Source organism: Acidovorax sp. DMC1, from assembly GCF_056314325.1.
Genome location: NZ_JBQUYO010000012.1, coordinates 55804 through 71479 on the forward strand (window position 1 = coordinate 55804; position 15676 = coordinate 71479).

General features: G+C 65.0%; 14 protein-coding genes, 1 tRNA gene and 1 pseudogene. 7 read left to right on the forward strand and 9 right to left on the reverse strand.

The genetic code is table 11. The features are described 5' to 3' along the window. Nucleotides 1–115 precede the first annotated feature (115 nt). The 3 genes from ACT531_RS20685 (at nt 116) to efp (ending at nt 2858) form a co-directional block, all read left to right on the forward strand. Nucleotides 116–1018 (forward strand): LysR family transcriptional regulator, encoded by a 903-nt coding sequence (locus ACT531_RS20685; protein ID WP_060985370.1) that lies wholly within the window; start codon nt 116–118, stop codon nt 1016–1018. Beyond that, entirely contained in the window at nt 1015–2163 is a 1149-nt protein-coding gene (gene earP / locus ACT531_RS20690) for an elongation factor P maturation arginine rhamnosyltransferase EarP (protein ID WP_476018642.1), read from the forward strand. The genes ACT531_RS20685 and earP overlap by 4 nt, the downstream gene beginning before the upstream one ends. Before the next feature lie 140 nt (nt 2164–2303). Continuing rightward, the gene (gene efp / locus ACT531_RS20695; RefSeq protein ID WP_015014732.1) at nt 2304–2858 is read left to right on the forward strand and encodes an elongation factor P; all 555 of its coding nucleotides are present in this window, start codon (nt 2304–2306) and stop codon (nt 2856–2858) included. Nucleotides 2859–2991: 133 nt separating this feature from the next. On the opposite strand, the gene rimO is transcribed toward efp, so the two are convergent. Next, nucleotides 2992–4383, reverse strand: a complete 1392-nt coding sequence (rimO, locus tag ACT531_RS20700; protein WP_476018643.1) for a 30S ribosomal protein S12 methylthiotransferase RimO — start codon at nt 4381–4383, stop codon at nt 2992–2994. A gap of 178 nt (nt 4384–4561) precedes the next feature. Further along, nucleotides 4562–5122 carry a polyhydroxyalkanoate synthesis repressor PhaR gene (phaR, locus tag ACT531_RS20705; RefSeq protein ID WP_476018644.1) on the reverse strand — a complete coding sequence of 187 codons (561 nt, stop codon included), beginning with the start codon at nt 5120–5122 and terminating at the stop codon, nt 4562–4564. Between the two features lie 61 nt (nt 5123–5183). Here phaR and ACT531_RS20710 point away from each other — a divergent pair, with 61 nt between their 5' ends. Continuing rightward, entirely contained in the window at nt 5184–5408 is a 225-nt protein-coding gene (locus ACT531_RS20710; RefSeq protein WP_476018645.1) for a hypothetical protein, read from the forward strand. Here the strand turns inward: ACT531_RS20710 and ACT531_RS20715 are convergent. The 3 genes from ACT531_RS20715 to ACT531_RS20725 form a co-directional block, all read right to left on the reverse strand. Next, a tRNA-Val gene (locus ACT531_RS20715) sits at nt 5403–5479 on the reverse strand. The two genes, ACT531_RS20710 and ACT531_RS20715, sit on opposite strands and share 6 nt — an antisense overlap. Nucleotides 5480–5594: 115 nt before the next feature. Then, nucleotides 5595–7808, reverse strand: a complete 2214-nt coding sequence (locus ACT531_RS20720) for a RelA/SpoT family protein (protein WP_015014735.1) — start codon at nt 7806–7808, stop codon at nt 5595–5597. Beyond that, nucleotides 7805–8773: an alpha/beta fold hydrolase gene (locus ACT531_RS20725; protein WP_476018646.1), complete on the reverse strand. Its 969-nt coding sequence runs from the start codon at nt 8771–8773 to the stop codon at nt 7805–7807. The genes ACT531_RS20720 and ACT531_RS20725 overlap by 4 nt, the downstream gene beginning before the upstream one ends. Nucleotides 8774–8888: 115 nt before the next feature. Between ACT531_RS20725 and ACT531_RS20730 the strand changes: the two genes are divergently transcribed. Then, complete coding sequence (locus ACT531_RS20730; protein WP_060986609.1) at nt 8889–9671, forward strand: 3-hydroxybutyrate dehydrogenase; 783 nt, start codon at nt 8889–8891, stop codon at nt 9669–9671. 119 nt (nt 9672–9790) lie between these two features. Here ACT531_RS20730 and ACT531_RS20735 read toward each other — a convergent pair whose 3' ends face one another. Beyond that, nucleotides 9791–10504: an SIMPL domain-containing protein gene (locus tag ACT531_RS20735; protein WP_476018648.1), complete on the reverse strand. Its 714-nt coding sequence runs from the start codon at nt 10502–10504 to the stop codon at nt 9791–9793. Between the two features lie 217 nt (nt 10505–10721). Here ACT531_RS20735 and ompR point away from each other — a divergent pair, with 217 nt between their 5' ends. Further along, nucleotides 10722–11453 carry an osmolarity response regulator transcription factor OmpR gene (ompR, locus tag ACT531_RS20740; RefSeq protein ID WP_015014739.1) on the forward strand — a complete coding sequence of 244 codons (732 nt, stop codon included), beginning with the start codon at nt 10722–10724 and terminating at the stop codon, nt 11451–11453. A gap of 6 nt (nt 11454–11459) precedes the next feature. Beyond that, nucleotides 11460–12989, forward strand: coding sequence for a sensor histidine kinase (locus ACT531_RS20745; protein WP_015014740.1), 1530 nt, complete (start codon nt 11460–11462; stop codon nt 12987–12989). Nucleotides 12990–13051: 62 nt separating this feature from the next. On the opposite strand, the gene gudD is transcribed toward ACT531_RS20745, so the two are convergent. The 3 genes and pseudogenes from gudD to ACT531_RS20760 all read right to left on the reverse strand — a co-directional run. Further along, a complete protein-coding gene (gene gudD, locus ACT531_RS20750; RefSeq protein WP_476018647.1) occupies nt 13052–14404 on the reverse strand; it encodes a glucarate dehydratase in 1353 nt (450 codons plus the stop codon). A gap of 50 nt (nt 14405–14454) precedes the next feature. Beyond that, complete coding sequence (locus tag ACT531_RS20755) at nt 14455–15441, reverse strand: Bug family tripartite tricarboxylate transporter substrate binding protein (protein WP_295944439.1); 987 nt, start codon at nt 15439–15441, stop codon at nt 14455–14457. Nucleotides 15442–15526: 85 nt separating this feature from the next. Next, nucleotides 15527–15676 (reverse strand): annotated as a pseudogene (locus tag ACT531_RS20760) (5-dehydro-4-deoxyglucarate dehydratase); the annotation flags it as partial.

Below are 15676 nucleotides of genomic sequence, written 5' to 3' on the forward strand. Positions count from 1 at the left end.
GGGGTGGCTCGGGGCGAATGATGCGCAGGGCGCGCGGGGCCGTAAATCGCTCAAGCAACAAGATGCCATCGCAAACCGGCATGGCAGTGGCTGCGCTTGTTACCATCAGGCCCCCATGAAACTCGACCCCGTCTCCCTGCGCCTGTTTGTGGCGGTGATGGAAGAAAGCACCATCGCCGCCGCCGCCGCGCGCGAGCACATCGCCGCATCGGCCGTGAGCCGTCGCCTGGCCGACCTGGAAGACGCGCTGCGTGTGGCGCTGTTCACCCGCAGCAACAAGGGCACCGAGCCCACGGCTGCCGCCTACGCGCTGCTGAACCTGGCGCGTGGTGTGCTCAACGACCTGGACGGCATCGCCAGCCAGATGCGCGACTACGGCGCGGGCGTGCGCGGCCATGTGCGGGTGGTGGCCAACATCTCGGCCATCACGCAGTTTTTGCCCGCGCAGCTGCAGAGCTTCATGGCGCTGCACCCGCAGGTGGACGTGCGGCTGCAGGAGCAGATCAGCACGGCCATCGCCCAGTCGGTGGCCGAGAACGCGGCCGACGTGGGCATCCTCAACCAGGGCCAGTACGGCGACCGCGTGGTGCAGCTGCCCTACCGCACCGACGAGCTGGTGCTGGTGGTGCCCACGGGCCATGCGCTGGCCCGCCGCAAGTCGGCCCGGCTGGCCGACGCCCTGCCCTACGACTTTGTGGGCGCACACCCGGGCAGCGCCATCAACAACCAGCTGACCCGCGCGGCCTCGGAAGCCGGCTTGCCGCTGCGCCTGCGCATGCAGGTCACCAGCTACGACGCGCTGTGCCTGATGGTGGCCGCCGGCCTGGGCGTGGGCGTGATGCCGCGTGGCAGCGCCGCGCTGTACAAGGGCTCGCAGCCCATCCGCGTGGTCACGCTGAGCGAGCCCTGGGCGCACCGGCAGCTGGTGCTGTGCGTGCGCTCGGAAGAATCCCTCTCCAGCGTGGCGCGGCTGCTGGTGGACCACCTGCGCGCGCAACCACCGAATTCCGCCCCATGACCCTGCCCCGCCCCCTCCCTGCCCTGCAATGGGATGTGTTCTGCCGCGTGATCGACAACTTTGGCGACATCGGCGTGTGCTGGCGCCTGGTGGCGCAGCTGGCGGGCCTGGGGCACCGCGTGCGCCTGTGGGTGGACGACGCCTCGGCGCTGGAATGGATGGCCCCTGCAGGAAGCCCTGGCGTGGAAGTACGCCCCTGGGGCGCACCGCCGCCGGGCCCGCACGAGTCCCCCCCCGATGTGATGGTGGAGGCGTTCGGCGGCGACATCGCTCCTGAATTCATAGCATATAGCGCAATTTCTACTAGCACTTCTAGGCAAAAACGTCCCAAACCGGTCTGGATCAACCTGGAATACCTGTCCGCCGAGGCTTACGTGGAGCGCACCCACCGCTTGCCTTCGCCCATCCTGTCGGGCCCGGCGTCGGGGTGGACGCGCTGGTTTTTCTACCCCGGCTTTACCGCTGGCACCGGCGGCCTGCTGCGCGAGCCCCATCTGATGGAGCAGCGCGAGGCGTTTGACCGCAGCGCCTGGCGTGCAGAGCACCGGGCGCTGTTCGGGGCGGGGTACGAAGCGCCGGGCACGCACTGGGTGTCGCTGTTCTGTTATGAGCCTGCGGCACTCGCCGACCTGTTGCAGCAGTGCGCGCAGCAGCCCACCCAGCTATTGGTCACGCCCGGCCGCCCGGCCGCCGCCGTGCGGGCAGCCTTGGCCGACCCCATGAGCAGCGCAACGGTACCACTCCCGCATGAAAAGCGGGGGCAGCTGTCCTTGTCTTACCTGCCCCACCGGCCTCAGCCAGCGTTTGACGAGATGCTGTGGGCCTGCGACTTCAACGCAGTGCGGGGCGAGGATTCGCTGGTGCGCGCGCTGTGGGCGGGCCAGGCCTTTGTGTGGCACATCTATCCGCAGCACGACAACGCCCACCACGACAAGCTCTGGGCGTTTCTGGACTGGCTGCAGGCACCAGAGTCGCTGCGGCGATTCCATGCCACCTGGAACGGGCTGGACGCCGCGCCCCTGCAATGGCCCGATGACGACACCCTGGCCGAGTGGACCGCCTGCACCCGCGCAGCCCGTGCGCGCCTGCTGACGCAGGACAACCTTGTGGCGCAACTTTTGGGCTTTGTCACCGAAAAACGGTAAAATCCGAGGTTTTGCGCAAATCAGGCGCGGCATGTCAGTGCCCACGCCCTGCGCACTTTCGCCGCAGAACATGCACCGGCGCGCAAACCAGGCGGTTTGCCAGCCCGCGCGTTGAGCGGCCCCAACCCAAGCAACTTGCTATGAAAATCGCTCAAGAAATCCGCGCCGGCAACGTCATCATGCACGGCAAGGACCCCATGGTGGTCCTGAAGACCGAATACGCCCGCGGCGGCCGCGGTGCAGCCACCGTGCGCATGAAGCTCAAGAGCCTGATCGGCAACTTCGGCACCGAAGTCGTGTTCAAGGCCGACGACAAGATCGACAACGTGATCCTGGACAAGAAGGAGTGCACCTACTCCTACTTCGCCGACCCCATGTACGTGTGCATGGACACCGAGTACAACCAGTACGAAGTGGAAGCCGAAAACATGGGCGACTCGCTGAACTACCTGGAAGACGGCATGGCGCTGGAAGTCGTGTTCTACGACGGCAAGGCCATCTCTGTAGAACTGCCCACCAGCATCGAACGTGAAATCACCTGGACGGAACCTGCCGTCAAGGGCGACACGTCCGGCAAGGTGCTCAAGCCCGCCAAGATCGCTACCGGCTTCGAAGTGGCCGTGCCCCTGTTCGTGAACCAGGGCGACAAGATCGAAATCGACACGCGTACCGGCGAATACCGCAAGCGCGTCTGAGGCACCTTCTGCCCCAGCCATAAAAAAGGCTTCCCTCGGGAAGCCTTTTTTATGGGTCATTTTTGTGGTCTGGCGCCTGACGGACAAGCGCCTCAAGCTACCAAAAAAGTAGCATTTAGCCCCTACAGCGCCGTCACACCGGCACAGCGACCAAGTCGTGCCCCTGCGTACCGACGATGCGCGCCTTGGTGAACTCGCCCACCTTGAGCTGCTTGCTGATCTTTTCGGGCGGCAGCAGGTGCACCACGCCATCGATCTCGGGCGCATCGGCGTAGCTGCGACCCCGGCCACCCTTCTTGCCCAAAGCCGGCGCGTGGTCCACCAGCACCTGCATGGTCGCGCCCACGCGGCGCTGCAGCTTGGCAATCGAGACTTCCTCGGCCACCGCCATGAAGCGGGCGCGGCGCTCTTCGCGCACTTCCATCGGCAGCATGCCGGGCAGCTCGTTGGCCGCAGCACCATTCACATCGCTGTAGGCAAAGCAACCCGCACGGTCAATCTGCGCCTCGCGCACGAAGTCGAGCAAGTGCTGGAACTCTTCTTCCGTCTCGCCCGGAAAACCCGCAATGAAGGTACTGCGGATGACCAGCTCTGGGCAGGCTTCGCGCCAGCGCAGGATGCGCTCCAGGTTGCGCTCGCCGCTGGCGGGGCGCTTCATGCGCTTGAGCACGTCGGGGTGGCTGTGCTGGAAGGGCACGTCCAGATACGGCAGCACCTTGCCCGTGGCCATGAGCGGGATCACTTCGTCCACGCTCGGGTAGGGGTACACATAGTGCAGGCGCACCCAGGCACCGTAGGGCTCAGCAATCTCGCCCAGCGTCTGCACCAGCTCCAGCATGCGGGTCTTGACGGGCTTGCCGTCCCAGAAGCCGGTGCGGTACTTCACATCCACGCCATAGGCCGAGGTGTCCTGGCTGATGACCAGCAGCTCCTTCACGCCGCCCTCGAACAAGGCCTTGGCCTCGCTGAGCACATCGCCAATGGGGCGCGATACCAGGTCGCCACGCATGGAGGGAATGATGCAGAAGGTGCAGCGGTGGTTACAGCCCTCGCTGATCTTGAGGTAGGCGTAGTGCTTGGGCGTGAGCTTGATGCCCGCCACACCAAAGCCGCCCGGCACCAAATCCACAAACGGATCGTGCGGCTTGGGCAGGTTCAGGTGGACGGCGTCCATCACTTCTTGCGTCGCATGCGGTCCCGTCACGGCCAGCACGCTGGGGTGCATCTGCCGCACCATATTGCCGCCATCGTCACCCGTGCGGGCGCCCAGGCAGCCGGTCACGATGACCTTGCCGTTCTCGGCCAGGGCTTCACCGATGGTGTCCAGGCTTTCCTTGACAGCATCGTCAATGAAGCCGCAGGTGTTGACGATGACCAGGTCCGCGCCCTGGAAGGTCTTGGAGGTTTCGTAACCCTCGGCGCTCAGTTGCGTGAGGATCAGTTCGGAATCAGTCAAAGCCTTGGGGCAGCCCAGGCTGACAAATCCGACTTTGGGTGTTTTGGTGGGGGCAATTGCTTCGCTCATATCCCCGTATTGTCCCAGTTCCGGCGTGGAGCGGTCAGGATTGCTGATTCACTGCAAGGTTTGCCACCTCCCGCAACCTCCGAAACCGGTGCTGCACCAGCCCGCTGCCACCGTTCAAGGACGGCGCCACCACAACAGCGGCGCCACCTGGAGGCCAGGCGTGCAGGCGCCTCGGGGATTATCTTTTCAGTCCAAACGCACCCAACATCTGCTCGGTCTGCTTTTGCATCTGCTCCTGCATCTGCGTGAGCATGGATTGCGATTGCTCGACGTAGTTGCCCATCATGCCCTTGAGCATGGGCGACTGGAGGCTCATGAATTGCGACCACATCTCGGGCGTCACGCTTTGCGACTGTTCGGCCAGCTTGGCCTGCACATCGGTAAAGGCCTGGACGTTCTTCTCCAGGTAGGCGCCCATGAAACCCTGCATGGCATGGCCATAGAACCGGATGATGTTGGCCAACACCGCCTCGGTGAACATCGGGGCGCCGCCCGCCTCCTCTTCCAGAATGATCTGCAGCAGGATGCTGCGCGTGAGGTCTTCGCCTGTCTTGGCGTCGCGCACCACCACGTTCTGGTGGTCCATCACCAACTGGCGCACCTCGGCCAACGTGATGTAGGTGGAGGTGTCTGTGTCGTACAGACGGCGATTGGGGTACTTCTTGATGACACGCTGGGTCGATTTGGACGCAGCGCTTTTCGGTTCGGACACAACGAACTCCTCGGGCTCAAAACCCATGTATTGCAGTGCAGCACATTCTAGGGAGACTGCTGCGCGGCAGCGGCAAAGGAATACCCTGATGATGCCGCGCACCAATGTGTCGCGTGGGCGACTGATGCGCGAGGCGCCGTATGACGTGCAGCCTTTTGCGCTCCGTGCCCCAACAAAAGCCCAGGACGCAAGAAGCCAGAAGCAGAAACGAAAAAGCCACCTTGCGGTGGCTTGCTGCGTGAACACCGATTGCGGTGCTGTGCCAAGTTTTTTTCGGACTGAAAGCTGGTCTCTTTCAGAAAAAACTTGGTAGGCGCGATTGGACTCGAACCAACGACCCCCACCATGTCAAGGTGGTGCTCTAACCAGCTGAGCTACGCGCCTGTCGTTATCAAGACCACGATTATAGCCATAAAAAACAGCCATTCGGGCTCGACGCGCTACAAATCACACAATGCGCGGGGAACGGGCTCACAGGAAAGCCCGCGAGCGCATCACATCAACGCCGGCGGGCAGAACGGACGCCCTGCACACCCGCCACAATGCCCAGCACCTTGTTCAGGCGGCCCGAGTCCGACACTTCCACCGTGAAGGTCATCCAGGCCGTGCCTTTGACGGACTGGGTCTGCACGCCGATCACGTTGGTTTTTTCGCGCGCAAACACTTCCGAGATATCGCGCAACAGGCCCTGGCGGTCGGCGGCTTCCACCGCCACGTCCACCGGGTACACCGCGGTCGATGCCGAAGGCTTGGGCGCTCCCCACTCCACATCGATCACGCGTTCGGCATTGCGTGCTGCCATCTCGCGAAAGTTACTGCAGTCGGCACGGTGCACGCTCACCCCCTTGCCGCGCGTGACAAAGCCACGAATGGTGTCTGGCGGTGCGGGCTTGCAGCACTTGGCCAGTTGCGTCATCAACGAGTCGATGCCCACCACCAGCACACCGCCCTTGGGGGCCGAATCGTTGGTGCGGGTTTTCTTGAGCAGCAGGTAGTCGTCGGGCTGCAGCACGGGCTCGGGCGGGCGCAGCACCGTTTCGATGTTGCGCAGCGAAAACTCGTCCTTGCCCACCACTTCAAACAGTGCATCGGCCGACTTGAAGCCCAGCTGCACCGCCAGGTCATCGAGCTTGACGGCAGTTTTGCCCTCGCGCTGCAGCAGCTTCTCGACCGCCTCACGCCCCCGGGCGATGGTCTCGTGCGTGGCCTGGGCGTTGAACCAGGCGCGCACCTTGGCCTTGGCGCGGTTGCTGGTGAGATAGCCCAGCTCGGCATTGAGCCAGTCGCGCGAGGGGCGCCCTTCCTTGACGGTGGAGATTTCCACCGTCTGCCCGTTCTGCAGCGGCGTGTTGAGCGGCACCATTACGCCATCGACCTTGGCGCCCCGGCAGCGGTGGCCCAGGCTGGTGTGCACCGAGTAGGCAAAGTCCACCGGGGTGGCGCCCTGGGGCAGCTCCACCACGGCCGCATCGGGGGTCAGCACGTAGATGCGGTCCTCGAACAGGCCCCGGTTGGGCAACGCGCCGGCCAGGTCCCGTTCCCATGCCAGCAACTGGCGCAGCACGGCGATCTTGGCGTCGTACTCGCCCGTCGCAGACACACCCGCATAGCCTTTGGCACCAGCCTCCTTGTAGGCCCAGTGCGCTGCCACGCCATGCTCGGCGTGTTCGTGCATGGCCTGGGTGCGGATCTGGATCTCGATGGGCTTGCCGTTGTCGTCCCGCACGATGGTGTGCAGCGACTGGTAGCCGTTCGGTTTGGGCTTGGCGATGTAGTCGTCAAACTCCTCCACGATGGGCTTGAACTGCTCATGTACCCAGCTCAGGGCGGCGTAGCAGTCCTTCACCGTGGGCACCACCACGCGCAACGCGCGGATATCGAACACCTGGTCGAAGTTGAGCGACTTGCCGCGCATCTTCTTGACGATGCTGTAGATGTGCTTGGGCCGGCCCGCGACGGTGGCGCTGATGCTGCGGGCGCGCAGGTCGGATTCGAGCCGCGCGCGCAGCTGCTCCATGTAGACCTCACGCTCGCCGCGCTTTTCGTCGAGCAGGCGGGCCACTTCCTTGTAGGTGTCGGGCTCCAGAAAGCGGAAGGACAAGTCTTCCAGCTCCCACTTCACCTGCCAGATGCCCAGGCGGTTGGCCAGCGGCGCAAACACCTGCAGCGACTCGCGCGCCAGGCTGGGCGACACGGGGCGCTTGCTGGCCGCGTGAAAGCGCAGCGTCTGCAAGCGCGAGGCCAGCCGCAGCATCACCACACGCAGGTCGCGCGAGAAGGCCAGCAGCATCTTGCGCACGTTCTCTGTCTGCACGGCCGGGTCGTCCAGCGGCGCAGCCGCGCGGGCCTGCTGCTGCACGCGCATCAGCTTGGTGGTCTCCACCGCCAACGCGGCAAAGTTGGCGCCAAACGCCTTGGCAATCACTTCCTCGGGCTTGTTCAGATGGATGCAGGCATGCACCAGATAGCTGGCCGCCTGCATGGCTTCAGAGCCGCCAATGCCCTTGAGGATGGCGGCCACCGCATCGGCATGGGCCAGCGTGTTCTCGCCGGAGTCGAGCGTCTCGCCCGCCATCAGCGGTTCGGCAAACGCGCGCGCACGCGCCAGTGCGTTCACCTGCTCCGGCAGGGTGTGGGCCGTGGCGGCGATGAGCTGAGGGACAGCGTCGGTCTGGGGGGTGAGAGACGCTGGCGCAGGGGGGTTGGTTTTCATCCGGCCACAGCACCTTCTGCCGCCAGCAGGAAATCCGCGACTGCGGCGACCTGATCGGGCGCCACCAGCGTGGGCGCGTGACCCACGCCTTCAAACTCCACCACCTGGGCACGGGGCCCGCGCTGCGCCATGGCCTGCGCCGTCTCGCGCGAGAGCAGGTCGGACTGCGCACCGCGCAACAGCAACGTCTGGGCCGTGATGTGGTCATACAGCTGCCACAGCGCCGCCTCGCCCGCCACTGCAGCCTCCTGCGTCAGCGTTTTGAAAGGCACGGCAATCGCCGGGTCATAGTGCAGCGCCAAGCCGCCTCCGGCGGACTGCGGCAGCTCACGCACCATGGCACGCGACAGCTCCAGCCACTGGGCCGGCGTGTGGGGGCCAAAGCTGGTGGAGATAGCCCACATCGCATCGGCCGCCTGCTGCAGCGACGCAAACCGTGCAGGCTGCCCCAGATACTGCCCGATGCGCTGCAGCGCCTGCCACTGGATGACGGGCCCCACATCGTTCAGCACCAACCGGCGCACGGGCACCGGCAAAGGCAGGCCAGGCTGGCCGGTGATGCCCATACCGATGAGCCCGCCCATGCTCGTGCCCACCCAGTCCAGCGTGGTGATCGGGGCTTGCTGGTGCAACTGCGCAAGCAATGCCAGCATGTCCGCCGCATATTGGGGAATCTGGTAGCCCATGGGGTCGGCCAGCCAGTCGCTGCGGCCTCGGCCCACCACGTCGGGGCAGACCACCCGTGCATGCTGGCTCAGCACCCGGGCCAGCACGTCGAAATCCCGCCCCTGGCGCGACAGGCCATGCACGCAGACGATGACATGCGGGTGCACCGGGTTGCCGGTGGCGTTCCACTCCCAGTAAGCCATGCGGTGCTGCTGTGCGGGAGCGGGTGCGCGGTCTGGAGTCTCCGGCGCAGCCGCGGGGCCTGGGCACAGTACGTAGTTCAGCGTAGGTTCAATCATGGGTGCGAAATCCGGGGGCAGCGCTCGATAATGCCGTGGTCGTTGGCACCCATTGCTTGCCCTTGGGTGCCGACTTTTTCTTGCGTTGCATCGTAATTCATTCGGAGAGACTCCCATGCTGAAAGGCAAAACTGCCCTCGTCACCGGCTCCACCAGCGGCATTGGTCTTGGCATCGCCAAGGCCCTGGCGCGCCAGGGTGCCAACATCGTGCTCAACGGCTTTGGCGATGTGGATGGCCCGCGTGCCGAAGTGCTGGCCGCCGGTGAGGCCGCAGGGGCCCAGGTGGCGTACCACGGCGCGGACATGAGCCGTGTGGCCGACATCGAAGACATGATGAAGTACAGCGCCAGCCAGTTCGGCCGCGTGGACATCCTGGTCAACAACGCAGGCATCCAGCATGTGGCCAATGTGGAGAACTTCCCCGTTGAGCGCTGGGACTCCATCATCGCCATCAACCTGACCAGCGCCTTCCACACCTCGCGCCTGGCCCTGCCCGCGATGAAGAGCGCCAACTGGGGCCGCATCATCAATGTGGCGTCGGTGCACGGCCTGGTGGGCTCGGCTCAGAAGTCTGCCTATGTGGCCGCCAAGCACGGCATCGTCGGCCTGACCAAGGTCACCGCTCTGGAAAACGCCACCACGGGCGTGACCTGCAATGCCATCTGCCCTGGCTGGGTGCTGACGCCGCTGGTGCAAAAGCAGGTGGATGCCAAGGCCGCTGAACATGGCATCTCCAACGAAGAAGCCAAGAAGCTGCTGCTGGGCGAAAAGGAGCCTTCCATGCAGTTCACTACGCCCGAAGAGCTGGGCGAACTGGCCGTGTTCTTCTGCTCCCCCGCCGCCAACAACGTGCGTGGCGTGGCGTGGAACATGGACGGTGGCTGGGCTGCGCAGTAAGCCTGCGCGGAGCCTGCACAGAGCATTTAGCTCTATTTTTGATAGCTGCCAGCGCTTATTGCACTAGCGCTTGCAGCCATTTTCACCTCAAACAGGGCAAATCAGCGGCCCGGGTGCCCTCAGCGCATCTGCACTGAGCCCGACACGTTCACCGTGACCTGGGCCTTGCCCGCTTCCACCGGCACAGCAGAGTCCGAGAACGACGCCACCTTGGCCTCGGCCGCCATCATGCGGGGTCGGGGGCCGGGCGACATTTCATTACTGTTCACGGCCACTTCGCGCAGGCTGTAGTTGGCAAATCCAAAGCCCTTGGCCAGCTCGGCGGCCCGGGCCTTGAACTGCTCGATGGCCTGGGTCTGGGCCTCGGATTCCACCTTGGCGCGGGCTTCGCGCGACAGGCCAAACGCCACCTGGCTGATCGCCAGGGTCTGGATCTTGCCGGCAGTGGCCGTGATGCGTGCAAAGTCACGCCCCTCCAGCACCAGTTCGGCACGTCCCTGCCAACCGTTGATCTTGCCGTCCTTGCCGTAGCGCGGGTACAGCCCGAACGGGCCAGTGCGCATATCCAGCTGGCCGGGCTGCGCATTGCGCTTGGCCTCCGTCAGGGCCGCGTCTAACGCCTGCTTGAGCTGGGTCTGCACGGTGGCCGCATCGGCAGCCTCCTTGCTGGTAGCGAGGTTGAGCACCAGCAGATCCTGCTGCACCTCCACCGTGCCTGTGGCCGACAACTGCACAACATTGCGCAGCTCAGGCGCTGGTGCATTTTGGGCAAACGCGGCACTTGCGCAGGCAATCAATGCGCTGGCAGCTATCAATTTGGTAGTGTTTTTCATCATCACGCGGTCCTTGTCATCGGTGCACGTCCTGGTTGCCAGGAGTGCGGGACACCACCTTAACCGCTGTGCGCGACGCCCTTGACAAAGCCATGTCGCACGAGGTGCGAAGCTGGGCAAAACTTGTAACAGTTGGTCAAACCTGGCCTTCAAACCCGAACTTCGGCGTTCCAACTGGTCAGAATTGGCTCTGTTACAAATTGGACTTGAGATCAACATGGCCACAACACCCAATCGCACCGACAAAGTTCTGGTAGTGGACGACGACGCGCGCATCCGCGACCTGCTGCGTCGCTACCTCACCCAAGAGGGTTTTGAAGTCATGGTTGCCGAAGACGGCAAGGCCCTCAACCGCCTGCTGCTGCGCGAAACGGTGGACATCATCGTGCTGGACCTGATGATGCCCGGCGAAGACGGTCTGTCGATCTGCCGCCGCCTGCGCGCCGCCAACGACCGCACCCCCATCATCATGCTCACCGCCAAGGGCGAGGACGTGGACCGCATCGTGGGCCTGGAAGTGGGCGCCGACGATTACCTGGGCAAGCCCTTCAACCCGCGCGAACTGCTCGCCCGCATCCACGCCGTGCTGCGCCGCCGCCCTGCGCAAGAAGCCCCGGGCGCCCCCTCGGGCGACAACGAAGTGGTCACCTTTGGCCCCTTCACCTTCGACCTGGGTACCCGCGCCCTGCAGCGCAATGGCGAAGAGCTGCCCCTGACCACCGGCGAATTCGCCATGCTCAAGGCCCTGGTGCGCCACCCGCGCCAGCCCCTGTCGCGCGAAAAGCTGGCACTGCTGGCACGCGGCCGCGAGTTCGAGCCCTTTGACCGCAGCCTGGACGTGCAGGTCTCTCGCCTGCGCAAGCTGGTGGAAGTAGACGCCGCAGCGCCCCGCTACATCCAGACCGTCTGGGGCGTGGGCTACGTGTTCGTACCGGACGGAACGAGCTGATAGTTCATGGCCAACACTGAGGGCAAGCCGAGATCTTCGTCCCGCAAGCATGTCACCGCCCCCTCCGACGCCACCAGCCCTGCCCCGCTGGAGGCCATTCGGCGGGCGCGGGAACAGCGTGCGCGCGTCGGTCTGAACCTTTTCTGGCGCACGTTTTTTCTGCTGGCCCTGCTGCTGGTGGGCAGCATCCTGGCGTGGTTGCAGACCCTGCGCGCGCTGGAGTTCGAACCGCGCACACTGCAGACCGCGCAGCAGATTGCATCGCTGGTCAACCTGAGTCGCGCGGCGCTGGTGCACTCCGACGCCATCGCGCGCGTGTCGCTCATCAAGACCATGGCCGACCAGGAGGGTGTGCGCATCCTGCCACGTGAGCCCAAAGACAAGTACGCACTGCTAGACCCCACCGCCCTGGGCAACCGCTTGACCGACGAGCTGACCATGCGCCTGGGCCCCGACACCATCGTCGCGCAAAGCGTGAACGGAGAAAACGGCCTGTGGGTCGGCTTCAACATCAATGGCGACCCCAACTGGCTGCTGATGGACCGCTCGCGCTTCAGCCCGGCAGGCGGGCGCACCTGGCTGATCTGGCTGATCACGGCCGCCGCGCTGTCGCTGGCCGGTGCCGCTGCGATTGCGCGGCTGATCAACCGCCCGCTCAAGCAGCTGTCGTATGCGGCCAACCGGGTCAAAGACGGTGACTTTGCTGCCAGCCACCTGGACGAAGAAGTGGTGACCAGCGAAATCCGCGAGGTGAACATCGGCTTCAACCGCATGGCCCAAAAGCTGGCCAAGCTGGAACAGGACCGCGCCGTGATGCTGGCAGGCATTTCGCACGACCTGCGCACGCCCCTGGCGCGCCTGCGGCTGGAGACGGAAATGAGCGTGACCGACGAAGTGGCCCGCGAGCACATGGTCGCCGACATCGTGCAGCTCGACGCCACCATCGACAAGTTCCTGGACTACGCACGGCCCGACCACGTGACGCTCACGCCTGTGAACCTGCATGCGGTGGTGTCATCGTGTGTGTATGCCGTGCAGGACCACCGCGAGCTGCAGATCACCATGGCGGTGCCGGAAGACCTGAACGTGCTGGCCGATGAAGTGGAACTGGCCCGGGTGATCTCCAACCTGCTGGAAAACGCGAGGCGCTACGGCAAGAACGAGGACACGGGCATCACCAACGTGGACATCGCCGCCAAGAGCCGCGAAAACTGGGTGCTGATCAAGCTGCGCGACCATGGCCCGGGCGTGCCGCCCGAGCAACTGTCCAACCTGACCAAGCCTTTCTTCCGGGGCGACTCGGCACGCACGGCGGCGGCGGGCGCGGGCCTGGGGCTGTCGATTGTGGACAAGACGGTGCAGCGCATGGGCGGCATCTTTGCGCTGGCCAACTCCAGCACCGGCGGCCTGGTGGCCCACCTGCAACTGCAGCGCGCCACCAGCCTGCCTGAGGGGGTGGACCCCAAGCAGCGCCTGCAGCGCCCGTCCGTCAAGCGCCAGTTGCCCCGGCGACGGGCGGAAGACCGGATGGCGTGATCCCCCAGCCCTGCATCAACAACAAAGCCCTCCATTGGAGGGCTTTGTGTTTTCCACCCGCCTCAGCGCACCATACAAGGCGACTTGTTATTGAACTTCCAGCCGGGGATCAGGTACTGCATGGCGATGGCATCGTCGCGTGCGCCCAGGCCATGCTGCAGGTACAGGCGGTGGGCGCGCTCCACTTCGTCCATGTCCAGCTCCACACCCAGACCCGGCTTCTCGGGCAGGTCGATGAAACCATTCTTGATCTGAAACGGCTGCTGGGTCAGGCGCTCGCCGTCCTGCCAGATCCAGTGCGTGTCGATGGCCGTGACGCGCCCCGGCGCGGCAGCGCCCACATGGGTGAACATCGCCAGCGAGACATCGAAGTGGTTGTTGGAATGCGAGCCCCAGGTCAGGCCAAAGGCCTGGCACATCTGCGCCACGCGCACCGATCCGGCCATGGTCCAGAAGTGCGGGTCGGCCAGCGGAATGTCCACCGACTGCAGTGCCAGGCTGTGCGCCATTTCGCGCCAGTCGGTGGCCACCATGTTCGTTGCAGTCGGCAGTCCGGTCGCACGGCGGAACTCGGCCATCACCTCGCGGCCCGAGAACACGCCTTCGGCGCCGCAAGGGTCTTCGGCATACGCCATCACGCCATGCAGGTCGCGCGTGAGGCGGATGGCATCCTTCAGCAGCCAGCCGCCGTTGGGGTCCAGCGTCACGCGCGCTTCAGGGAAGCGCTCGTGCAGCGCGCGGATGGCCTCGACCTCTTCTTCGCCACGCAGCACACCGCCCTTGAGCTTGAAGTCAGCGAAGCCATAGCGCTGGTACGCGGCCTCGGCCAGGCGCACGATGCCCTCGGCGGTCATGGCCTTTTCGTTGCGCAGGCGGAACCAGTCGTTGTCGGCGCCGGGCTCAGTGCGGTAGGCCAGGTCGGTTTGGGTGCGGTCGCCCACATAAAAAAGGTAGCCCAGCATCTGCACTGACGTGCGCTGCACGCCTTCGCCCAGCAGCGCGGCCACGGGCACGTTCAGGTGCTGGCCTAACAGATCGAGAAACGCCGACTCCACCGCCGTCACGGCATGGATGGTGATGCGCAGGTCAAAGGTCTGCAGGCCGCGCCCGCCCGCGTCGCGGTCGGCAAACTGTGCGCGCATGGCGTTGAGCACGGCATTGTGGTGGCCGATGGGCTGGCCCACGATGAGCGGTCGCGCATCCTCGATGGTCTGGCGGATCTTCTCGCCGCCAGGTACCTCGCCAACGCCAGTGTTGCCCGCGCTATCGCGCAGGATGAGCAGGTTGCGCGTGAAGAACGGGCCGTGCGCGCCGCTCAGGTTCATGAGCATGCTGTCGTAGCCCGCCACGGGCACCACGCGCAGCTCGGTGATGACGGGGGTGCTGGTGGCAGAAGGATGGGAAGAGTTGGTCATGGTGGTCAGAAAACGAAGATGAGGCGCACCCCGGCGCCTCGTGGCAGAGCTCAATCAGCGGTGATTTTTCGGGTCTCGATCACGGTCTTCCAACGGGCGAATTCGCGCGCCTGGTAGGCGGTGAAGGCTTCGGGCGTGCTCGCCACAATCTCCAGGCCCTGGTCCAGCATGCGCTTCTTCACGGCGGGGTCGTTGATGGCAGCGATGGCGGCGTCCGACAGCTTCTTCTTGATCGCAGGGGGCAGGCCCTTGGGCGCGGCCATGCCCTGCCACGAATACACCTCGGCACCAGTCACGCCGGCCTCAGCCAAGGTGGGTACATCGGGCAGCACGGGGCTGCGCTTGTCACCCGTTACAGCAATCGCATGCAGCTTGCCCGCGCGAATGTGCTGCAGCACGGCGTTCACGTTCTGGAACGAGAACTCCACCTGTCCGCCCAGCAGGTCGTTGATGGCCGGCGCGCCGCCCTTGTAGGGGATGTGCAGGCCTTCCGTGCCGGTCTGCTGCCAGAACACCTCGGCCGAGAGATGGTCCGAAGAGCCGTTGCCCGAGCTGGCAAAACTCACCTTGCCCGGGTTGGCCTTGAGCTGGGCGATCACCTCCTTCACGGTGCGCGCCTTCTGGCCGGGGGCGGCCACCAGCACGTTGGGCGCCTGTACCGGCACGGTGATGTAGTCAAAGTCCTTGAGGGCGTCGTACGGCACGGTCTTCAGCAGGTGCGGAGCCACGACAAAGGCGCCCAGCGACGACACCAGCAGCGTGTAGCCATCGGCCGGTGCGCGCTTGACCATCCCCGCCCCCAGCGTGCCCGTGGCACCGGGGCGGTTGTCCACCACGAAGTTCTGGCCCAGCTTGTCGCCCATGTGTTGGGCCATGGCGCGGGCCACCATGTCGGTGGAGCCGCCGGCCGGGAACGGCACGACGATGGTCACGGGCTTATCGGGCCAGGTGGCGGCGGGCGCACTGGTCTGAGCGGACGCGGCAAACGCAAGGCCGCAAGCGGCAGCAACGAGCAACAGTTTCTTGGCAATCAACATGAGGATGTCTCCGAAAGTGGTGATGGCAGACCCTCTGCGGGGCCTTGGGTGTGGATGGGGAGGGAAATGAATCAGCAGGCCGCGCTCATTGCGGCCCGAGCTTGTCAATCAGCGCCTTGAGCTCTTCCATCTCGCTGGGCTTGAGGTCCACCAGCGGTGCCCGCACCGGCCCACCGTCATGGCCCACGATGCGTGCCCCCGCCTTGATGATCGACACCCCATAGCCCTCCACCCG